Here is a 19,365-nt window from a genome sequence, read left to right as displayed (position 1 = left end):
GGGGGCGGGGACGGGAAGCGTTAGTGTTACGTATAACCACGTTTCGATCCTCTGGAGAGGCCCATGTCCCACATCGCCCTGGTCACCCTGGTCGTCCGCGACTACGACGAGGCCGTCGCCTTCTACCGTGACGCGCTCGGCTTCGAGCTGGTGGAGGACACCGACCGGGGCGACGGATCCCGCTGGGTGGTGGTGCGCCCGCGCGGGGCGGCGTCCGGTACGGGGCTGCTGCTGGCCCGCGCGAAGGACGGGGCGCAGGAGGCGAGCGTGGGGGCGCAGACCGGCGGGCGGGTCGGCTTCTTCCTGCACACGGAGGACTTCGCGGGCGACCATGCCCGGATGAGCGCGGCCGGTGTGCGCTTCCTGGAGGAGCCCCGGCACGAGACGTACGGCTCGGTCGCGGTCTTCGAGGACCTGTACGGCAACCGCTGGGACCTGCTCCAGCCGACGGACTGACCCGTCGCCATTCGGCCCACAGTCGAGGCGCGTCCGGGCGCCCTCCGCCGACCATGGGGCCATGGAGTCCACGGAGAGCGCCGCCCCGGCCGAGCGGCACGCCGGGTGGAACGAGCTGTTCTTCGACCTGGTGGTCGTCGCCGGGGCGGGGCAGCTGGCCCATCTGCTGCACGAGGGCCCGCAGCCGGCGGACATCGCCCTGTACGGGGTGCTCTACCTCGCCTTCTGGACCGCCTGGGCCGGATTCGCCGTCTACGGGGACATCGCCGCCGCCGCGACCCGCGTCCGTACCCTGCTGGTCGCGATGCTCGGCATGGCCGTGATGGCGGCCTCCGTCCACGCGGTCCTCACCCACCACGCCGTCACCTTCGTCGTCGCCTATGTCGCGCTGCGCTGGCAGGCGGGGCGGGTCTGGCAGCGGGGCAGCGTCATCGTCGACTGGCCGCTGGCGCAGTTCGGCGCGGGGTCGCTGCCCTGGCTGGTCTCCCTCTTCGTGGAGCCTCCGTGGCGCTACTGGCTCTGGGCGCTGGGCATCGCGGTCGACATCGTCACCCTGCTCGTCTCCACCCGCGACCGCACCCTGCGGCGGATGGCCGAGGGGATGGCCGCACGCCGCAGTGACCGGCCGCCGCCGGGACCACCGCACGCCACCGCGCCCTCGCCGCCCCGGCTCAGCGAGTCGCGCGTCGACACCGCGCACATGGGCGAACGGCTCGGGCTGTACGTGATCATCGTGCTGGGCGAGGGCGTCATCCAGATCATCGACGCCGCCTCCGAACGCGACGACTGGGACCTGCCGCTGGCCGCCACCGGGCTCGGGGCGTTCGGGCTGCTGGCCGGGATCTGCACCCTGAGCCTGCTGTACGGCACCAACGGCATCCCCCACCTGCGCAAGGACGCGCTCGCTCCCCGTCTCGCGATGCTGCTGCACGCCGTGACGACCGGATTCCTGGTCGCGCTGGCGACCGCCCTGGGCTCGGCGGTCGCCCACTTCGACGACGTACTGCCGAAGGGGCAGCACTGGCTGCTGTGCGGGGCGATGGCGGGGTATTTCGCGGCGGGCGTGGTCGCGGCGCTGCCGCTCGCGGAGCGGGCCGACCGGGTGTGGGTGCTGGGCTGGGGGCTGCCGTGCGTGGCGGTGGCCGTGGCGCTGGCTCCGCTGGGCGTACGGCTGCCCGCGTGGGCGACGATCGGGATCCTGGTGGCGCTGGTGGGCTGGCAGATCCTCTACGACCCGGGGCGGGCGGGGATGTCCCCGTCCGGGCGGTGGTGGGGCGGCAGGATCCGGAGCCGCCGTACGGCCCGGATCGGCTGAGCGGAGAGCGCTGCTCAGGGGCGGGGGCGGCGCTCAGGAGCGGGAGCGGCGCTCAGGGGCGGGGGCGGTGCTCAGGAGCGGGGGCGGTGCTCAGGAGCGGGAGCGGTGCTCGCGACCGTGAGCAGTGCTCACGCCCGCGCCAGCCCCGCCTCCCGCACCGCCACCGCCTCCATCGCGTCCAGCACCGGCCGGATCAGCGGATGACCCTCGGCCCCCTGGCGTACGGCCGCGAAGACGCGGCGGGTGGGGGCGCTGCCCTCCACCGGGCGGACGACCACCCCAGTCAGCTCCATCCCGCGCAGGGCCGACCGCGGCACCAGCGCCACCCCCGCGTCCGCCCCGGCCAGCGCCACCACCGCCCGGAAGTCGTCCGACGAGTGCTCCAGGCGGGGTTCGAAACCGGCGAACTCGCAGGCCAGGACCACCACCTCATGGCAGGGGTTCCCCGGGTACGGCCCGATCCACGGGTCCTTGGCGAGGTCGGCGACCGCCACCTGGTCCTGGCCGGCGAGGCGGTGGCCCACCGGGAGCACCGCGTCGAACGGCTCCGAGTAGAGCGGGACCCGGGTGAGGCGCCGGTCGTCCTCGGCGGGCGCGCCCCGGTACTCCACCGCCACCGCCACATCGACCTGCCGGTCCAGCACCATCGGCACGCTCGCGTCGCCCTCCGCGTCCTGCACCTTGACCCGGATGCCGGGCGCGGTGCGGGCCAGCTCGGTGAGGGCGGGGGCGAGGACGAGGCCGATGCCGGTGGCGAACGCGGCGACCGTGACCGTACCGGCGACACCCGCGCTGTAGTCGGCGAGCTCCGCCTCCGCCCGCTCCAGCTGGGCCAGGACCACGTTGGCATGGCTGAGGAGGATCTCCCCGGCGGCGGTGAGCCGGGCGCCGCGCGCACTGCGTTCGACGAGGCGGTGGCCGGTCTCCTGCTCCAGGGCGGCGAGCTGCTGGGAGACGGCGGAGGGCGTCAGGTACAACGCGGCGGCGGCCGCGGTCACGGTGCGGTGGTCGGCCACCGCACGGAGGATTCGCAGCCGCCGCGCATCGATCATGTGCCCATTGTCCCAGGTCGCGGCCGGGGCCCCGACCCGGTGGTCACGCCTCCGCGTCGAGGGCCGCCCGGGCGTCGACGAAGGCGTCCACGGCGCGGTTGACGTCGGCGGTGGAGTGGGCGGCGGAGAGCTGAACGCGGATGCGCGCGGCGCCCTGCGGGACGACGGGGTACGAGAACCCGATCACGTACACACCGCGCTCCAGGAGCAGCTCCGCCAGCCGGGCCGCCTGCGCCGCGTCCCCGATCATCACGGGGGCGATCGCGTGGTCGCCGGGCAGGATCTCGAAGCCCTCCTCGGTCATCCGGGTGCGGAAGAGCGCGGTGTTGGCGTTGAGCTGGTCGCGCAGGTCGCCGGCGGACTCCAGCAGGTCGATGACCTTGAGGGAGGTGGCGGCGATGACCGGGGCGAGGGAGTTGGAGAAGAGGTACGGGCGCGAGCGCTGGCGCAGCAGGGCGACGATCTCGGCGCGGGCCGCGACATAGCCGCCGGAGGCGCCGCCGAGCGCCTTGCCGAGGGTGCCGGTGATGATGTCGACCCGGTCCATCACGCCGTGCAGCTCGGGCGTGCCGCGGCCGCCGGGGCCGACGAAGCCGACGGCGTGCGAGTCGTCGACCATGACCATGGCGTCGTAGCGGTCGGCCAGGTCGCAGATCTCCTGGAGCGGGGCCACGTACCCGTCCATGGAGAAGACGCCGTCGGTGACGATCAGACGGCGGCGGGCGCCGGACGCCTCCTTGAGCTGCTTCTCCAGGTCGGCCAGGTCGCGGTTGGCGTAGCGGAAGCGCTGGGCCTTGCAGAGCCGGATGCCGTCGATGATCGAGGCGTGGTTGAGGGCGTCGGAGATGACCGCGTCCTCGGGGCCGAGGATCGTCTCGAAGACTCCGCCGTTGGCGTCGAAGCAGGAGGAGTAGAGGATCGTGTCCTCCTGGCCGAGGAAGGCCGAAAGGCGCTGCTCCAGCTCCTTGTGGACCTCCTGGGTTCCGCAGATGAAGCGGACCGAGGCGAGGCCGTAGCCCCAGCGGTCCAGCGCCTCGTGGGCGGCGGCGACGACCTCGGGGTGGTCGGCGAGGCCCAGGTAGTTGTTGGCGCAGAAGTTGAGGACCTCACCGGCGCGGCCGCCGGAGGTGACGGCCACGGTCGCGGACTGCGGGGTGCCGATCACGCGCTCGGGCTTGTGCAGCCCGGCGGCGCGGATCTCGTCGAGGGTGGTCCGCAGATCGTCGCGTACGGATTCGAACATGCTGGATTCCTTAAAAGGGATGCGAGAAGAGGTTCGAGAAATGCGAAAAGAGGTTCGGCGGGTCAGGCGGTCCAGTCGAGGATGACCTTGCCGCCGAGGCCGCTCGCCGCGTCGTCGAAGGCCGCTTCGAAGTCACGGAAGCCGTACCGGCCGGTGATCACGGGGGCGAGGTCGAGGCCGCCCTCCAGCAGGACGGACATGGCGTACCAGGTCTCGTACATCTCGCGGCCGTAGATCCCCTTGATGGTGATCATCGAGGTGACGATCCGGGACCAGTCGACGGCGAACTCCTCGGCGGGCAGGCCGAGCATCGCGATCCGGCCGCCGTGCGTCATGTTCGCGACCATGTCGCGCATCGCCTCGGGGCGGCCGGACATCTCCAGGCCGATGTCGAAGCCCTCGCGCAGGCCCAGCTCCCGCTGCCCGTCCGCGATGGTCCGGTCCGCGACATTGAGGGCGAGGCTGACGCCGACCTTGCGGGCGAGGGCGAGGCGGGCCTCGCTGACGTCGGTGATGACGACGTTGCGGGCGCCGGCGTGCTTGGCGACGGCGGCGGCCATGATGCCGATGGGGCCCGCGCCGGTGATCAGGACGTCCTCGCCGACCAGCGGGAAGGAGAGCGCGGTGTGCACGGCGTTGCCGAACGGGTCGAAGATCGCCGCGATGTCGAGGTCGACGGGGACCCGGTGCACCCACACGTTGGAGGCGGGCAGGACCACGTACTCCGCGAACGCCCCGTCCCGGCCGACGCCGAGGCCGACGGTGGAGCGGCAGAGGTGGCGGCGGCCGGCGAGACAGTTGCGGCACTTGCCGCAGACCAGGTGGCCCTCGCCGCTGACCAGGTCACCGACCGCGATGTCCGCGACGCCGGAGCCGAGGGCCGCGACCTCGCCGACGAACTCGTGGCCGAGGATCAGCGGGGTGGTGACCGCCTGCTGGGCCCAGCCGTCGTAGGCGCGGATGTGCAGGTCGGTGCCGCAGATCCCGGTACGCAGGACCTTGATCAGGACGTCCCCGGGGCCGTACTCCGGCTCCGGCACGTCCATCAGCCACAGTCCCGGTTCGGCCTTCTGCTTGACGAGTGCCTTCACGGCTGCGGCTCCCTGCACGTGGTACGCGGGTGGTGGATACCCCGGGCCTCGGGGCATGTCGGAGGAACCCTGCGGCCCGGGGTGGTCTTTTCGGGGTCACCCCCATGGTGGGGGCGGGGATACGGCGGGACGGGCCGGAACACGCCCGTGCGGCTCCACGCACCGTCCCCGGCCGTCACGGAGAAGGCTGCCGTACGACGGGGGCCCGGGTCCATCGAGGATTTCTTAAGCGCGGTCGCAGGTGTGCTTCACACCTGGCCGTGGGTTCACAGACCGGTGCGCTTCAGCCGTGGCCGTGAGGTCACAGCCCGGTGTGCTCCACCCGTGGCCGGGAGGTCACAGCGCGGTGTGGTTCACCCGTCCCCGGGAGGTCACACGCCGGTGTGCTCCGACCGTGGCCGGGAGGTCACAGACCGCTCGTGGTCAGACCTCGCCGTACGGGCCCAGGAAGCGGGGGCGGCCCTTCTCTATCCGGTAGAGGAAGATCCCGTTCTCGTACCGGACCTGGCGGGTCGGGGCGTGGAACGCCAGGGTGCGGACGATCCCCCGGTGCTCGGTCCTGAACAGCCGCTGCGCCAGCCCGTCGCGCTCCGCGCCCGCGGCACTCGTCGCCGCCGCGGCCCGGGCGATCAGGCCGACGGCGTCGTACGCCTCGGCGGCCCAGGTGGCGGGCGGTGCGCCGAAGCGGCGGCGGTGGGCGGCGGTGAACCCGGCGGCCGTCGGGAGCGCGGCCGGGTCGGCGTACGCCTCGGCGAAGACCCAGCCGTCGGCGGCCTTCCCGGCGCCCTTGAGGAAGGCGGGCCCGAGGGCGGGTCCGGCGCCGACCCGGGTGCCGGTGAAGCCTTCGGCCGCGAGCGCGCCGGCCAGGCGGGCGGCGCGGGATGCCGAGCGGCCCGCGTGGATGACGGCGTCGGCCCTGATGGCGGTGGCCCGGCGGGCCGCCGGGCGGAACCCCGACGCGCCCTCGGGGAGGAGGTGTTCGGTGAGGGTGGCGCCGGTGAGGGCGGCGTCACGGAAGTCGGAGCCGATCTTCCAGCTCCGGTCGGAGTCCGCCGCGTCCGACACGAGGAGGATGCGCTCGGCGGGACGGGTGTGGACCAGGTAGCTGACGAGGCCGGGGGCGAGGCTGCCGTCGTAGGGCCGGGTCACGCAGATCGGGAGGCTCGCGCCGGAACCCGCGGTGGTGGAGCCCGCCGCGACGACGACCGTGGCGAGCCGCGCCTTTCCGTACCGCAGGACGACGTCCTCGGGCAGCACGTCACCGGTCGGGCCGAGGACCGCGATGACGTCGGGGTCCGCCACCAGCCGGTCGGCCGAACGCAGGGCCCGCGCCGGTTCCCCCGCGTCGTCCTCGGTGCGCAGGGCGAGGCGGAAGGCTTTGCCGGTACGGGAGTTGTGGTCGGCGACGGCGAGCTGGGCGCCGCGCAGGTGGGCCAGTCCGGTGGCGCGGCCGGGGCCGGTGAGGTCGGCGTGTACGCCGATGGTGCGGGTGGGCGGCTCGCCCGGCTGCCCCTGCGGTCCGGCGCTCCCGTTCCGCCGCCGCGTGGCGATCCAGGCCGCCGTGGAGCCGCCCGCCACGAGGACGGCCCCGGCCGCCCCGGCGGTGAGGAGCCTTCGGCGGGTGAGGTCGCGGCCGGAGGGCGGGCCTCCGTCGGGTACGGCGGTGGCGGGGAGGAGGGGGTCGGGGTCGGGCAGCGCGAGGGCGGCGGCCGAGCGTTCGGCGATCAGGGCGGGGAGGCCGGGGAGCGACCAGGGGGCGGGTGCGGTGACCAGGGCCAACGCCTCGCGCGGGTCCTCTCCCCCACTGCCTCCCGCCAGCGCGTCCGCCACCTCCACCGCCGTCGGCCGGTCCTCCGGGGCCTTCGCCAGACAGGCCGTGACCAGGGGCAGCAAGGCGTGCGGTACGCCGTCCAGCTCCGGTTCCTCGTGGACCGTCCGGAACAGGACGCCCGCCGGGCCGCCCTCGCCGAACGGGCGCCGCCCCGTGGCCGCGTACACCAGGACGCAGCCCAGCGAGAAGACGTCGCACGCCGGTCCGACCGGTCCGGCCGACGCCTGTTCGGGCGCGAGGTAGCCGGGGGTCCCGATCACGGCGTCGGTCGCGGTGAGGGCGGTCGCACCCGCGTGCCGGGCGATCCCGAAGTCGATGAGCCGGGGCCCGTCCAGTGCGAGCAGAACGTTGCCGGGCTTCAGGTCGCGGTGGATCAGCCCGCCCCCGTGCACCGTGACCAGGGCCGCCGCGAGCCGCGCCCCGAGCGCCCGTACGGTCGCGGCGGGCAGCGCGCCCCGGGCGCCGACGACCTCGCCCAGGGACGGCCCGGGGACGAAGGCCGTCGCCAGCCACGGTTCGCGCGCCTCCGTGTCCGCCCCGAGCACCGGCACCACCCACGGCCCGGTGATCCGCCCGGCGGCCTCCGCCTCCCGGCGGAACCGGGCCCGGAAGCCGGGGTCGGCGGCATGGTCGGCGCGGATGACCTTCACGGCGGCGAGCGTCCCGCCGGCCGAGCGCGCCAGGTAGACCACGCCCATGCCGCCCGCGCCGAGCCGGGCCAGCGTGCGGTACGGGCCGACGGCACGCGGGTCCTGGGAGGTGAGGGGGTGCACGTCAGCTCTTCGGTTTCGGGGCCGGGCCGAGGTAGCGGTAGCGGCCGCCCTCCGCCCGGTAGAGATGGGCTTCCTGGCCCACCAGTTGCTGCCGCTCCTCGTCGAAGACGTAGGTCCGGGAGATGCCCTCGTACCGGGAGGCGGCGATGGCGGCGACGAGTGCGGCGCGGCCGGGGCGGCCGTCCGCGGAGGGCGTGCCCGCGGATGGTGTGTCCCCGGAGGGCGTGCTTCCGGAGGACGTGCCCCCGGAGGGTGTGGCGGTCGGTGAACCGGTGGGGCCCGCGCCGCCCTTCGTGGCGGAGCCCACCAGGGCGGCCACCTCCTGGGCGACGAGCCCGGTGACGTCGTACGCCTCGGCGGACCAGGCGGCGGGGGCGGCACCGAAGCGTTTCCGGTGTGCGGTCACGAAGCCGGCCGCACCGGGCACGCCGGGTTCACCGGACACGCCGCCCGCGTCCGTGAAGGGGGCGATGAACTCCCACCCCTCGGCGGCCTCCCCCGCCCGCTCCAGGAACTCCGCCCGCATGACGGTGTGTTGCGCCATGCTCGGCCCCTTGAACGGCGTCGCGGCCAGAGCGCGGGCGGCCCGCGCTCCACCCGCCGCGTCCCCCGCGTAGAAGAGCGCGTCGCTGCGGTGGCCGAGCAGGTCCTCGATCACCGGCCCGAGGTCGGAGGTCCCGGCCGGGACCACGCGCGGGTGGGTGGTCCCGGTGGTGAGGCTCGGGGTCATCAGGTTGGTCGCGTATCCCGCCTGGTACGCGGCCTGCCCGCCGGACCGGTCGATCAGGACACCGAGCCGCTCCACATCGGGGCGCAGGAGGAGCCGGTTGACGATGGGCATGGAGAGGGCCGCGTAGGACGGAGAGGCCTGGAAGAAGGCGGCGTTGACGCGGGCCGGATAGGAGATCTGCAACGACGACACCGTCAGCAGGGGCAGCACCGCTTCGTCGTACGCGGGCAGCGCGGCCCCGGTGGCCGCGTCGCCGGTCGGGCCGATGACCGCGAGGACGTCCCGGTCGCGGGCGAACTCCTCGGCGACCCGGACGGAACGTGCCGGGTCTCCCCCGTCGTCGAGCACCTTCACCGCGAGCGTGAAGGGCTTATCCGTACGGGAGTTGAACCGGTCGACGGCCAGCCGCACCCCACGCTCCTGCGCCCGCCCGGCCGCCTTCTGGGCGCCCGTGAGATCGGCGTGTACGCCGATGACCCAGCGCCGCCCGGCCGGAGAGGCACCGCTCCGGCCGTCGGGTTCGTCACCGATCAGCCGTACGGCGGCGAAGGTGCCCGCCCCGAGGGCCACCGCACCGCCTGCCGCGAGCGTGAGGAACCGTCGCCGGGCGGGGGCGGGGGCCGGGGTGGTGGCCGACGTGTTCACGGTGGCTTCGATGTCGGGCAGGGCCAGCATCGCCGCAGACCGTTCCGCGATCATCCGGGCGACGTCCTCGGGCAGCCAGTCGGCGCTCCCACCGTCGCCCGGCACGTCCTCCGCGATCCTGGTGTCCAGGTCGGCGGCGGCCGGACGGGCGGCCGGATCCTTGGCCAGGCACTCCCCGAGCAGGGCGCGGAGTGCGGGGTCGTCGACCCCGGCGAGGTCGGGTTCGTCGTGGACCGTGCGGTAGAGCAGGGCGTCGACGGCCCCGCTGCCGAAGGGCGGCCGGCCGGTGGCCGCGTACGCCAGGAGACAGCCGAGCGAGAAGACGTCCCCCTCCGGTCCGGCGCCCGCCCCGGCCCCGGCCCCGGTCGCCTGCTCGGGCGGGAGGAAGCCGGGGGTGCCGACGACGAGACCGGTGGCGGTCAGCGCGGTCGCCTCGGCGGCGCGCGCGATCCCGAAGTCGATGAGCCGGGGGCCGTCCGCCGTCAGGAGGACATTGCCCGGCTTGACGTCCCGGTGGACAAGTCCCGCCCCGTGTACGGCGGTCAGGGCGCGGGAGAGCAGCCGGCCGAGGACGTGGACGCTGCGGGTGGGCAGCGGACCGCAGCGGGCGACGACCTCGGAGAGTGTCGGGCCCGGCACGAACTCCGTTGCCAGCCAGGGGGTTTCGGACTCGGTGTCGGCGCCGGTGACCGGGACGGCCCAGGGGCTGTCCACCTGCCGGGCGGCCTCGGTCTCGCGGCGGAAGCGGGTCCGGAAGTCCTCGTCCCCGGCGTGCTCGGGGAGGATCACCTTGATGGCGGCGAGCGCTCCGGCCTCGGTGCGCCCGAGGTAGACGACACCCATGCCGCCCGCTCCGAGGCGGCCCAGGAGCCGGTGGCCGCCGATGCGTGCGGGGTCGCCCGGTCGTAGTGCGTCCATCGCCCGGCCTCAGCTCTGCTTCTCGACGGCGGATTCCAGCCGGACCAGCATGGTGGCCTGCGCCTGGGTGACGAGGGCGTCGATCTCTTCCTCGGTCCGTCCCTCGGCTCCCTTGCCGGTCACGGCGACGGTGACCTGGTACGTCTGCGCCTGCTGCCAGGAGTAGTGGTGCGGCCCGCCGAGCTCGGTGGACCGGTACTCCCCGACCTCGGTCAGCGCGTCCTCGGAGTTGCGCTGGGTGTCCTCTCCCCCGAGCAGTGCGGCCGCGACCATGCCCCCGATCTGCTCGTCGGCGGTGAGCTGTTGCGTGGGGCAGCGCATGGTCTCCTCGATGGACTCCGCCATCTCCCACTCCGCGTCCTCGCGGCTGCGGTGGACGGTGACGACGGCGGCGAGCCGGACGGGCCCCTTGCCCTGGGCCGCGGGCACCTCGAAGGACCGGGTGCGGGTGGCCAGGACGGTGTCGGCGGGCTTCTGCTGGGTCCAGACGCAGTCCGGGCCGAGCACGGGCCAGGTGACCGCCCCACTCTCGTACGGGCTCCGCTTCACCACTCCGGGGCCGAAGCTGTCGGGCCCGGCGATGACCCGGCCGATGAGGTCGAGCGCGGCGGCCCGGGTCCGGGGAAGACGGGCGGGGTCGGGTTCGGGCAGAGCCGGGGTGCCGGCCCCGGTGGCGGCACCCGTGCTCCGGCCGCCGCCGGCCGGAGCCTTCCGGTTCTCCGTACCGGGGCTGTCGCCACCGTCTCCCGAGCATCCGGCGAGCAGCACCGGCACGATCACGAGGACCAGCGCGGCGCACCTCCCCCGTCCACCGAACCAGCGTTCACCTAACGGCCCTTGACAGCCCACGGCACTTCCCCCGCTCTCCCTCGACACCGTGCCGATCATAGGTTCGCCCGCCGTCCCCGCAGCGGCGCCGGCCGGGGACTGTTGCGCCATCGGAACATGTGTAACGGGGCCCGCACACACGTGACTTCAGCGGTCAGGCGGTGGTCTCCGCCAGGAACGCGGTGATGTGTTCGACGAGGGCGTCCGGCCGGTCCTCCGGAAGGAGCGTGTAACTGTCGGCGACCTCCACCAGCCGCCCCTGCGGGAGGAGTTCGGCGAGCCGCCGCCCGTGGTCGAGGGGCATGACCCGGTCCTCGGTGGCCCAGATGACGAGCGCCGGGCGGTCGAAGGTGCGCAACTCCTCAGCCCAACGCAGAAGTTCGGACCTGCCCGGCACTCCGAGCACATACGTCCGCAGGTCGCGGCGGATCTCCTTGGAGGCCCACAGCGACCGGAACCAGCCGTCCATCACGGCATCCGGGACGGGTCGCTTGCTCATCCACCCCCAGGTCATGGGCAGCCGGCGTGCGGGCTTCAGCCGGAGCAGGGAGAAGGCGAGTTCCAGCCCTGCGGGCAGCTTGGCGAGGGTGGCCAGGTTGCGGCCGGGGAGTCCGGGCGGGTAGTTGTCGAACGCCTCGCAGGACGTGATGACGAGCCTGCCGATCCGGTCGGCCCGCCCGTCGGCGACCAGGGCCTGGGCGCCGCCCCAGTCGTTCATCACCAGGGTCACGTCGTCCAGCCCGAGCGCCTCCAGGAACTCCGCGACCAGCCGGGCGACACCGAGCACCGTCAGGTCCGCGTCGGGCTCCATCGGCCTGCGGTGCCCGCCGAGCGGCAGGGTCGGCACGATGCACCGCACCCCGTTCCCGAGCCCGGCGACGACGTGGCGCCAGAGCGTTCCGTCCATGGCGACGCCGTGGAGGAGGACCACGACCGGTCCGTCGCCGCCACTGTCCTCGTACGCGATCACACCGGCGGAGAGCCTCACTTCATTCATGCCGTCAACGTAGTACGAGCACATGGCTGACATACCGACAGAAACTCTCAGCTCCCCCAGCCTTCGGCTCTTTGCACGATTGCCTGCGAACTTTGAACACAGTGGTGACGAAGTATGGACGGCGTCAGCAGAAGCCTCCTACTGTTTCGGTCGCACGAGGTCGCACGAGGTCCAACGAACTCGCACGAGGACGCACGAAGTCGCACACCCTCTCGACCTGCTCGACCTGCACTCCCGCACGAGCCGCTCGACCCGCTCGACCCGCACGAGCCGAACGTTCACCCCCGGGCGCCGGGTGGCCCCACCCACCGCCGCGACGTGCCTCTCGCTGCGAGGGGCCAGGAGGAAGAATGCATCCACGGCCGTTCCACCCCTTCCGCAGACGACCCGCCCTCGGGCGAGGGCCGTTCCGCAGGCACCTGACCGGCCTGCTGGTCTCCTCGTTCCTCGTCGGCGCCTTCGCCGCCGTCCCGGCCACCGCCGCACCGGGGGCGCCGGACGAACTCCCCCCGCAGGAACCGGGGGTGACCCTGCGCGTCTTCGACGTACAGGTCCCCCTGGACGAGCTGTGCGACATCAAGGCGGGCCAGACGCCCAACGTCGACAAGCTGATGCCGCAGATCGACTGGGACGCGCCGGACGACTTCGGCTTCGAGGACCGCTTCGTCTCCCAGGTGACGGGCAACATCGACGTCCCCGAGGACGGTTCGTACGCGTTCCGCCTCACCAGCGACGACGGGTCACGCCTGCTGATCGACGACCGACTCGTCATCGACCACGACGGGTTGCACGGCGCCGACCCGAAGGACGGCACGGTCACCCTCACGACGGGCCACCACTCCCTCCGTATCGACCACTTCGACCGCACCGGCGGCCAGCAGATCACGCTCGCCTGGCAGCCGCCGGGCGCCGGCGGCTTCACCGTCGTACCGAACTCCGTGCTGTCCACCGACGCCGACGTCGTACGGGTGACGGCGCCGGGCCGCAAGGAGTGCGAGGGTGCGCTCGACTCCCCCGGCGACGGGCTGCCGCTCACCGAGACGCACCCGGACTACGCGCTCACCGATCTGCGCCCGGCGGGCTTCGAGCCGCAGGTCTCCGCGATGGACTGGCTGCCGGACGGGCGGCTCGCCGTGACCACCTGGGGCGGTACGGACAACGAGACCGGCGAGGTCTATCTCCTCGACGGTGTCCGGGGCGAGAGCGGCCCGGACAAGGTGCAGGCGAAGAAGGTGGCCGAGGGGCTCAAGGAGCCCATGGGCATCAAGGCCGTCGACGGAAAGCTCTACGTCTCGCAGAAGCACGAGCTGACCGAGCTGACCGACACGGACGGCGACGACGTCACCGACGAGCGGCGGACCGTCGCCACCTGGCCGTACGGCGGCAACTTCCACGAGTTCGCCTTCGGCCTGCTCTACCGGGACGGCTACTTCTACCTGAACCTGTCCGTCGCGATCAATTACGGCGGCGCGACGACCGACCCGCAGCCGGCCCCGAACCGCGGCTCCACCATCAAGGTGAACAAGGAGACCGGCAAGGTCGACTACATCGCCGGTGGCCTGCGTACGCCCAACGGCATCGGGTGGGGCCCGGAGAACGACCTGTTCGTCCTGGACAACCAGGGCGGCTGGCTGCCCTCCTCGAAGCTGGTCCATGTGAAGCAGGACCGCTTCTTCAACCACTACACCAACCCTTCGGGCCCCTTCGACACGAAGCCGGTCACCAAGCCGGTGCTCTGGCTCCCGCAGAACGAGATAGCCAACTCGCCCTCCACCCCTCTCCAGTTGACCAAGGGCCGGTTCGCCGGGCAGATGCTGTTCGGGGACGTGACGTACGGCGGTATCCAACGTGCCTACCTGGAGAAGGTCGACGGCGAGTACCAAGGCGCGGTCTTCCGCTTCACCCAGGGCCTGGAGGCGGGCGTCAACCGGATCAGCATGGGTCCGGACGGCGCGATCTACGCCGGCGGTCTCGGCGCGGGCGGCAACTGGGGTCAGGAGGGCAAGCTCGCCTACGGGCTCCAGAAGCTCTCGCCCAGCGGTGACAAGGCGTTCGACATCCTGGCGATGCGGGCGAAGCCGGGCGGCTTCGAGCTGGAGTACACCGAGCCCCTCTCAGACGAAACGGCGGCGAAGCTCGCCGAGAGCTACCAGGTCGAGCAGTGGACGTACGCCCCCACCCCGGCCTACGGCGGCCCCAAGATCGACGAGGAGACCCTCCAGGTCGGCTCGGCAACGCTCTCCGAGGACCGTAAGAAGGTCACGCTCGCTCTCCCCGGCCTCAAGGCGAACCGGGTCGTCCACGTCCGCTCCCCGCGCCCCTTCTCCTCCGCGAACGGCACGGAGCTGTGGTCCACGGAGGCCTGGTACACGCTCAACTCCCTTCCCGGCGACCAGCCTCCGCCCACCCTGTACGAGGCGGAGGAGGCGGCCCTCACCGGAGGCGCGGGGGTCGACACCGAGCACGCGGGCTACTCGGGCGGCGGCTTCGTCGACAACTTCGGCAACGAGGGCGCGGCGGTCACCTTCGACGTGGAGACCACGAAGGCGGGCCCGCACGACGTCGGTCTGCGCTACTCCAACGGCCCGAACCCGGCCCCCGGCACCAAGACGATCAGCGTCCACGTCAACGGGACGAAGGTCCGGCAGACGAAGCCGGCCTCCACCACCGACTGGAAGACCTGGGCGACGAAGAACGAGCAACTGGAGCTGAAGGCAGGCCACAACACCATCACGTACTCCTACGACAGCGGCGACACCGGGCATGTGAACCTCGACATGATCGCCGTCCACCCGAAGGGCGCCCGCATCCCGCTCTTCGACGGTACGGACCAGGCGTCCTGGCAGCATCCGGACGGCCGCAGCCCCGAATGGCCGGTGAGCGGCGGGGAGATGGAGATCAGGAACGGTGACCTGCGCACCAAGCAGGGGTTCGAGGACTTCCGCGTCCATGTGGAGTTCTGGCTGCCGAACCTCCCGCCGGACGTGACCGGCCAGGACCGCGCCAACAGCGGGGTCTACCTCCAGGAGCGGTACGAGGTACAGATCCTGGACTCCTACGGTGACGACACGCTCGCCGACAACGAGGCCGGGGCGATCTACACGAAGAAGGCCCCGGACGTGAACGCGGCCACGGCGCCGGAGACCTGGCAGACGTACGACATCACCTTCCGCTCGGCCCGCTTCGACGCATCGGGCAACAAGACGGAGGACGCCAGGATCAGCGTCGTCTGGAACGGAGTCACCGTCCACGACGATGTGGCGGTGGACAGCCAGACGGGCGGCGGAGCGGCCGAGGCCGCGACGGCGGGGGCGATCAAGCTCCAGGACCACGGCAGCAAGATCAGGTACCGCAATGTGTGGGTGGAGCCGCTGACGTAGGCGGCGGACCCGGAAGAGGGGGCGGCGGTGGCCCACCGGCCACCGCCCCTCCGACCCCGGCGTCAGCCGCCGAGCATCGACATCAGCTGCCCGTGGGTCTCCTCGTCGGCGGCGGCCACCAGCCCGTGGCCCTCGCCGACCGGGGCGCCGTCGATCCCGGTCACCACGCAGCCCGCGGCCCGGCACAGAGCGATCCCTGCGGCGAAGTGGACGCTCCCGGAGAGGTCGCCTCCATCGGTGACGTACGCGGCGCGCTTGCCGGCCGCGACCCAGGCCAGCGCCAGGCTCGTGGAGACGACACGCGGCCGGAAGCGTCGGACGAACTCGGGGTGGGCCAGCAGGTTCACGGCCCGGATTCCCGGCGCGCTCGGGAACGGCGGATCAAGGTTGACGTCCACCAGCCGGGTGGTGGACGTCGGCGTCAGCGGCTCGTCGGCCCCCTCGCGCCGCACCCGGGCGGTCTCCCCGTCGGTGAAGAAGACCTCACCGCTGAAGGGGTCGGCCACCGCTGCCGCCCCGTCGCGCAGCGCCACGTTGACGGCCACCAGCATGTTGCCCACGGCGTAGTTCAGCGTGCCGCACAAAGGGTCCACCAGCCACTGGCGCTCCGCGTCGGCGGCGCCCCGGTACCCGCCCTCCTCGCCCAGCACCGCGTCGTCGGGCCGGGCTCCACGGATGGACCCGAGGATCGCCTTCTCAGCCTCCACATCGGCGGTGGTGGCGAAGTCCCCGGCACCTTTGTCGATACGGTCGAGCCGCCGGCCGTACAGGGCGCGGACCACCTCGGCACCGGCGCGGGCCCCGGCTATCGCGACTTCGGCATCCCCGGGACGTGCGAATGAGTTGATCATGCCGTGCAGGCTACCGAGTCGGGGCGGCCGACCGGGGAACGGCCTTCGGGCCAGTACCTGACGCAGCGTAGGGATACCGCCGCTCTCCTTGATAACGTCGCCCCCGCGGCCGTGGACTTCTCTCCCCCGACCCGGTCGCGTGGTGGGTGGAGCGGGGACCGGTCGCGGCAGGACGAAGAGGGCCGACAATTGAGCCTTGCACAGGTGCACTACATCTCCGCCGCGCCGGGGGACGCGGAGAAGACGGCGGGCCGGTTCACGGCGGTCGGGCCCGGGGTGTCGCAGGCGCTGCTCGCGGAGATCGAGCCGTTGGTCGGGTACGCCCTGCCCGACGGGGCCTCGCACCGGCCCGCCGACGCCGAACTCCGTTCACTGCCCCAGGCGTTCACGTACGCCGCCCTCTCCGACGGCAGCCGTCTGGTCGGCCGTACGGCTCCGGCGCGCGGCGAGGGCCCGGCGCCCGTCCGGTTCCACGCGCACGCGGTGCACATACCCTCCGGCGTGCCGTTGCCGGGCGACCGGCTGCCGGTGGAGGCGTGGCGGTCGCCGCACTGGGTCTCCGTGACGCCCGTGGGCGGCACGCTGCCCGACCCGCTCGGCGCGCTGCCGCCGGGCCCCGCCCCCGTACGCGAGGGGCTCGACGACTTCGCCGTCTCGCGCGGCCCCTGGCTGGCGGCCGTCCTCGCCGATCTGCGCCGGGCGAGCGAGGAGGCCCCCGCGGGCGGGCCGGTGGTGCTGGTGGAGAGGCAGAACGCGGATGTGGCCCGCTGGCTGGGGCTGGCGGCGGTCACCCTGCCCAGGGAGAGCGTGGAGCGGCTGACGTTCACCACCTACACGCGGCGGCCGGGGAGTTCGGCGCTGCGGGTGGTGGGGGCGCTGCCGGAGGACGCCGCGGCGGCGCGGGAGGCGGGGCTGCGGGTCCATGTGTGCGCGGACCGGCCCCCGGTGGACGGCACGCCGGACATGTGGGCCCGGACCGCGGCCCGGGTGTGGCGCAGCCGGGCGCCGGAGCTGTTCCAGGAGGCGCGTGAGCTGCCCGGGGACCCTTTCGCCGCCGGGCCGTTGGCCGTGATCGCCCTGTGCAACGGGGTCGCGCTCGGGCCGGAGGAGCGTGCGGCGGCGGCCGGCTGGGCGGCGGAGCGGCCGTACGCGCTGGACGCGGAGCGGATCGGCCGGTTGGTGGAGGCGCTGGCCTCGCCGGGGATCGATGACCGTACGGGCTCCGAATTCGACGCGGTGGGGCGGCTGTTCGGCGCTCTGGACGGGCGGTGTCCGGCCTCGGTCACCGCGCCGCTCGCCGCGATGCTGGTGACGGAGGCGGTGCGGGGCGGCAACGGTTCGCTGGAACTGCCGCGCCGGGACGCGTTCGTGGGCCCGGACGGGGAGGCGATCGCCGGGGTGCTCGGGCCGGAGATCCTGACCGAGCTGGAGAGCGGGGCGGGCGGGGCGCGCCCGGTGGCCAGGACCGTACAACTGCTGCGGGTGGCGAGGCTGTTGGGCGTGAACGGTACGGAGCTGCTGCCGGGTGTCGTCGACCGGCTGGCCCCTGCGCTGCTGGCGGAGGCGTCCGAAGAACCGGGGCCGTCCGCCTTCGCACCGGCGCTCCTGGAGTTGCTGGACGAACAGTTCGATGTGCGGACGGCGTTGCTCGGCGCGCTGGACCGGACAGCGCCCGAGGACCCCGGAGCGGTGGCCCGGTTCCTGGAGCGGGTCGCGCTGCCGTTCACCGGGACGCAGGCGCTGCCGCACCTGCGGATGTGCGCCGAGGTGCCCGGCGCGATGACCACCCTGGGCCGGGACCGTACGGCCGTCTGGCACCGCGTCCTGCGGGCGGCCGGCCTCTCCCCCTTCGCCGAGCCGCTGGTCCTGCGTACGGCGGTGGGCCTGGTCTGGGAGGACCGGGCGCCCACCGTGGAGGAGGCCCGGATGCTGCTGGAGGCGGCGACCTCGGACGCACATCGGGCGGCGGGTACGTGGGCCCGCCTGGTCGATGCGGCGCTCGGCGCCCCGGCGGACACGGAGGACGCCACCGCGCTCGCCCACGACCTGCTGCAGGCCTTCCCGCAGGAGATCGGCGGCCGGGAGCGGGCGGCGCTCCAGCTCCTGGACCTCTGCCGCGACCTGCGGACGGGGGCGCCCGAGCCCGGCTGGGCCGAGCAGGTCCGCACGCTCCGCGACCGGGCCGAACCTCTCGAACCAGCAGTCCAGGAAAGGGCGTTCACCGCCCTGGTGGAACGCCTGCTGGCCCCGGACCGGCCGGGAGCGGAGCTGTACGACTTCGTCCGGAGCGACGACGCCGAACTGATCGCCGCCTACGACCGCGCGGCCCGCTCGGAGCCGACCCGCGCCCGGCTGCGTACCCACCCCGCCTACGCGGCCGACTGCTTCACCCACTGGACCGCCCACCCCCACGCGGGCGCCGCCTGGACGACCACGGCCGCCGCCCTCCTGGACGAGGTGCTGCGCCCGGCGGTGCGCGCGATGACGGCGGAGGCCGTCGCGGAGGTGGAGGAGACGGTGGGGCGGACCGGCAGCAGCGGCCGGGCGGTCGCCTTCCGCGACTGGAACAGGTCGAGCGCGCTGGGCCGCCTGGGGCGGCGGATCGCGGGGCGGGTGCGGCGGGGCTGACCCCGAAGCCGCCATGGCCGGACGTGCGTTCAGTACAGCAGGTCCAGTTCGGCACGGACCGTCTTGCCCGGCGGTTCACGGTCGATGACCGCCCAGCGGTCCGCCAGCGCGTCCACGATCAGCATCCCCCGCCCGCTGTCGTCCCCGTCCTCCGGTACGGCGATCTCGCCGGGCCCGGGCGGCCGGCACTCGGTGCGGGTGTCGGACACCTCGATCCGCAGGACGCCGAGGATCTCCCGGCCGCCGGGGGTGTGCGAGAGGCACAGCTCGAAGTCACGGCCGGGTACGCGCCCATGGGTCGCCGCGTTGGCCGTCAGCTCCCCGATGATCAGGGCGGCCGACTCCGAGGCGTCACTGAGGTACGGGATGCCCCAGGTGTGCAGCCGGTAGAGACCGATCCGGCGGGCGAGCCGTGCACCGCGCGGATTCGAGCTGAACTGCCGCTTGAACACACGTACGGTTACATTGGGTTGGGTCTTCGTAGGTGCTTCCATGCCCCCAGATTCCCGGCCCCGACCCTCCACCACCAGGTCACCGATCCGTACGCTGAGTCAGCGTACGGGTGCAAAGGGTAGACAGTACGGATCACGTTCCGTGAGCATGGACGGGTTGCGAACCAGGACAGCG

General features: G+C 73.3%; 13 protein-coding genes. 4 read left to right on the top strand and 9 right to left on the bottom strand.

Translation table 11 applies throughout. The annotated features are described in order from the left end of the window. Nucleotides 1-63: 63 nt before the first annotated feature. The gene (locus IE264_RS19160) at nt 64-456 is read left to right on the top strand and encodes a VOC family protein (protein ID WP_030562306.1); all 393 of its coding nucleotides are present in this window, start codon (nt 64-66) and stop codon (nt 454-456) included. A gap of 61 nt (nt 457-517) precedes the next feature. Then, on the top strand, nt 518-1,771 hold the full coding sequence (locus IE264_RS19155; RefSeq protein ID WP_032753634.1) for a low temperature requirement protein A: 1,254 nt from the start codon (nt 518-520) through the stop codon (nt 1,769-1,771). A 128-nt stretch (nt 1,772-1,899) separates the two neighbouring features. On the opposite strand, the gene IE264_RS19150 is transcribed toward IE264_RS19155, so the two are convergent. The 7 genes from IE264_RS19150 to IE264_RS19120 form a co-directional block, all read right to left on the bottom strand. Next, on the bottom strand, nt 1,900-2,823 hold the full coding sequence (locus tag IE264_RS19150; protein ID WP_015612213.1) for a LysR family transcriptional regulator: 924 nt from the start codon (nt 2,821-2,823) through the stop codon (nt 1,900-1,902). Nucleotides 2,824-2,866: 43 nt separating this feature from the next. After that, complete coding sequence (locus tag IE264_RS19145; protein WP_032753632.1) at nt 2,867-4,066, bottom strand: glycine C-acetyltransferase; 1,200 nt, start codon at nt 4,064-4,066, stop codon at nt 2,867-2,869. Nucleotides 4,067-4,128: 62 nt separating this feature from the next. Then, entirely contained in the window at nt 4,129-5,157 is a 1,029-nt protein-coding gene (tdh, locus tag IE264_RS19140; RefSeq protein WP_031127117.1) for an L-threonine 3-dehydrogenase, read from the bottom strand. 423 nt (nt 5,158-5,580) lie between these two features. Continuing rightward, entirely contained in the window at nt 5,581-7,761 is a 2,181-nt protein-coding gene (locus IE264_RS19135; RefSeq protein ID WP_032753630.1) for a bifunctional serine/threonine-protein kinase/ABC transporter substrate-binding protein, read from the bottom strand. A gap of 1 nt (nt 7,762) precedes the next feature. Beyond that, nucleotides 7,763-10,054, bottom strand: coding sequence for a bifunctional serine/threonine-protein kinase/ABC transporter substrate-binding protein (locus IE264_RS19130; RefSeq protein WP_032753628.1), 2,292 nt, complete (start codon nt 10,052-10,054; stop codon nt 7,763-7,765). Nucleotides 10,055-10,063: 9 nt separating this feature from the next. Next, on the bottom strand, nt 10,064-10,903 hold the full coding sequence (locus IE264_RS19125; protein WP_078657337.1) for a hypothetical protein: 840 nt from the start codon (nt 10,901-10,903) through the stop codon (nt 10,064-10,066). A 133-nt stretch (nt 10,904-11,036) separates the two neighbouring features. Next, entirely contained in the window at nt 11,037-11,879 is an 843-nt protein-coding gene (locus IE264_RS19120; protein WP_032753956.1) for an alpha/beta fold hydrolase, read from the bottom strand. A gap of 350 nt (nt 11,880-12,229) precedes the next feature. On the opposite strand from IE264_RS19120, the gene IE264_RS19115 reads away from it, so the two are divergent. Continuing rightward, nucleotides 12,230-15,259 (top strand): 3-keto-alpha-glucoside-1,2-lyase-like domain-containing protein, encoded by a 3,030-nt coding sequence (locus IE264_RS19115; protein ID WP_032753626.1) that lies wholly within the window; start codon nt 12,230-12,232, stop codon nt 15,257-15,259. Between the two features lie 62 nt (nt 15,260-15,321). Here the strand turns inward: IE264_RS19115 and IE264_RS19110 are convergent, their stop codons facing one another. Beyond that, on the bottom strand, nt 15,322-16,110 hold the full coding sequence (locus IE264_RS19110) for an inositol monophosphatase family protein (RefSeq protein ID WP_032753624.1): 789 nt from the start codon (nt 16,108-16,110) through the stop codon (nt 15,322-15,324). 189 nt (nt 16,111-16,299) lie between these two features. Here IE264_RS19110 and IE264_RS19105 point away from each other — a divergent pair, with 189 nt between their 5' ends. Next, entirely contained in the window at nt 16,300-18,738 is a 2,439-nt protein-coding gene (locus tag IE264_RS19105; RefSeq protein WP_078657336.1) for a GTPase-associated protein 1-related protein, read from the top strand. A gap of 29 nt (nt 18,739-18,767) precedes the next feature. On the opposite strand, the gene IE264_RS19100 is transcribed toward IE264_RS19105, so the two are convergent. Further along, complete coding sequence (locus IE264_RS19100) at nt 18,768-19,232, bottom strand: ATP-binding protein (protein ID WP_032753620.1); 465 nt, start codon at nt 19,230-19,232, stop codon at nt 18,768-18,770. Nucleotides 19,233-19,365 lie beyond the last annotated feature (133 nt).

It is taken from the genome of Streptomyces microflavus (assembly GCF_014650075.1).
Classification (GTDB): Bacteria; Actinomycetota; Actinomycetes; order Streptomycetales; family Streptomycetaceae; genus Streptomyces; species Streptomyces microflavus.
Note: the sequence above shows the minus strand (reverse complement) of the source record. Positions and strands in the feature narration are given on the sequence as shown.

What these genes read in the sequence shown, in the direction of transcription:
- IE264_RS19160 (WP_030562306.1), top strand. Translation starts at nt 64, where the DNA reads ATGTCCCACATCGCCCTGGTCACCCTGGTCGTCCGCGACTACGACGAG.
- IE264_RS19155 (WP_032753634.1), top strand. Translation starts at nt 518, where the DNA reads ATGGAGTCCACGGAGAGCGCCGCCCCGGCCGAGCGGCACGCCGGGTGG.
- IE264_RS19150 (WP_015612213.1), bottom strand. Translation starts at nt 2,823, where the DNA reads ATGATCGATGCGCGGCGGCTGCGAATCCTCCGTGCGGTGGCCGACCAC.
- IE264_RS19145 (WP_032753632.1), bottom strand. Translation starts at nt 4,066, where the DNA reads ATGTTCGAATCCGTACGCGACGATCTGCGGACCACCCTCGACGAGATC.
- IE264_RS19130 (WP_032753628.1), bottom strand. Translation starts at nt 10,054, where the DNA reads ATGGACGCACTACGACCGGGCGACCCCGCACGCATCGGCGGCCACCGG.
- IE264_RS19120 (WP_032753956.1), bottom strand. Translation starts at nt 11,879, where the DNA reads ATGAATGAAGTGAGGCTCTCCGCCGGTGTGATCGCGTACGAGGACAGT.
- IE264_RS19115 (WP_032753626.1), top strand. Translation starts at nt 12,230, where the DNA reads ATGCATCCACGGCCGTTCCACCCCTTCCGCAGACGACCCGCCCTCGGG.
- IE264_RS19110 (WP_032753624.1), bottom strand. Translation starts at nt 16,110, where the DNA reads ATGATCAACTCATTCGCACGTCCCGGGGATGCCGAAGTCGCGATAGCC.
- IE264_RS19100 (WP_032753620.1), bottom strand. Translation starts at nt 19,232, where the DNA reads ATGGAAGCACCTACGAAGACCCAACCCAATGTAACCGTACGTGTGTTC.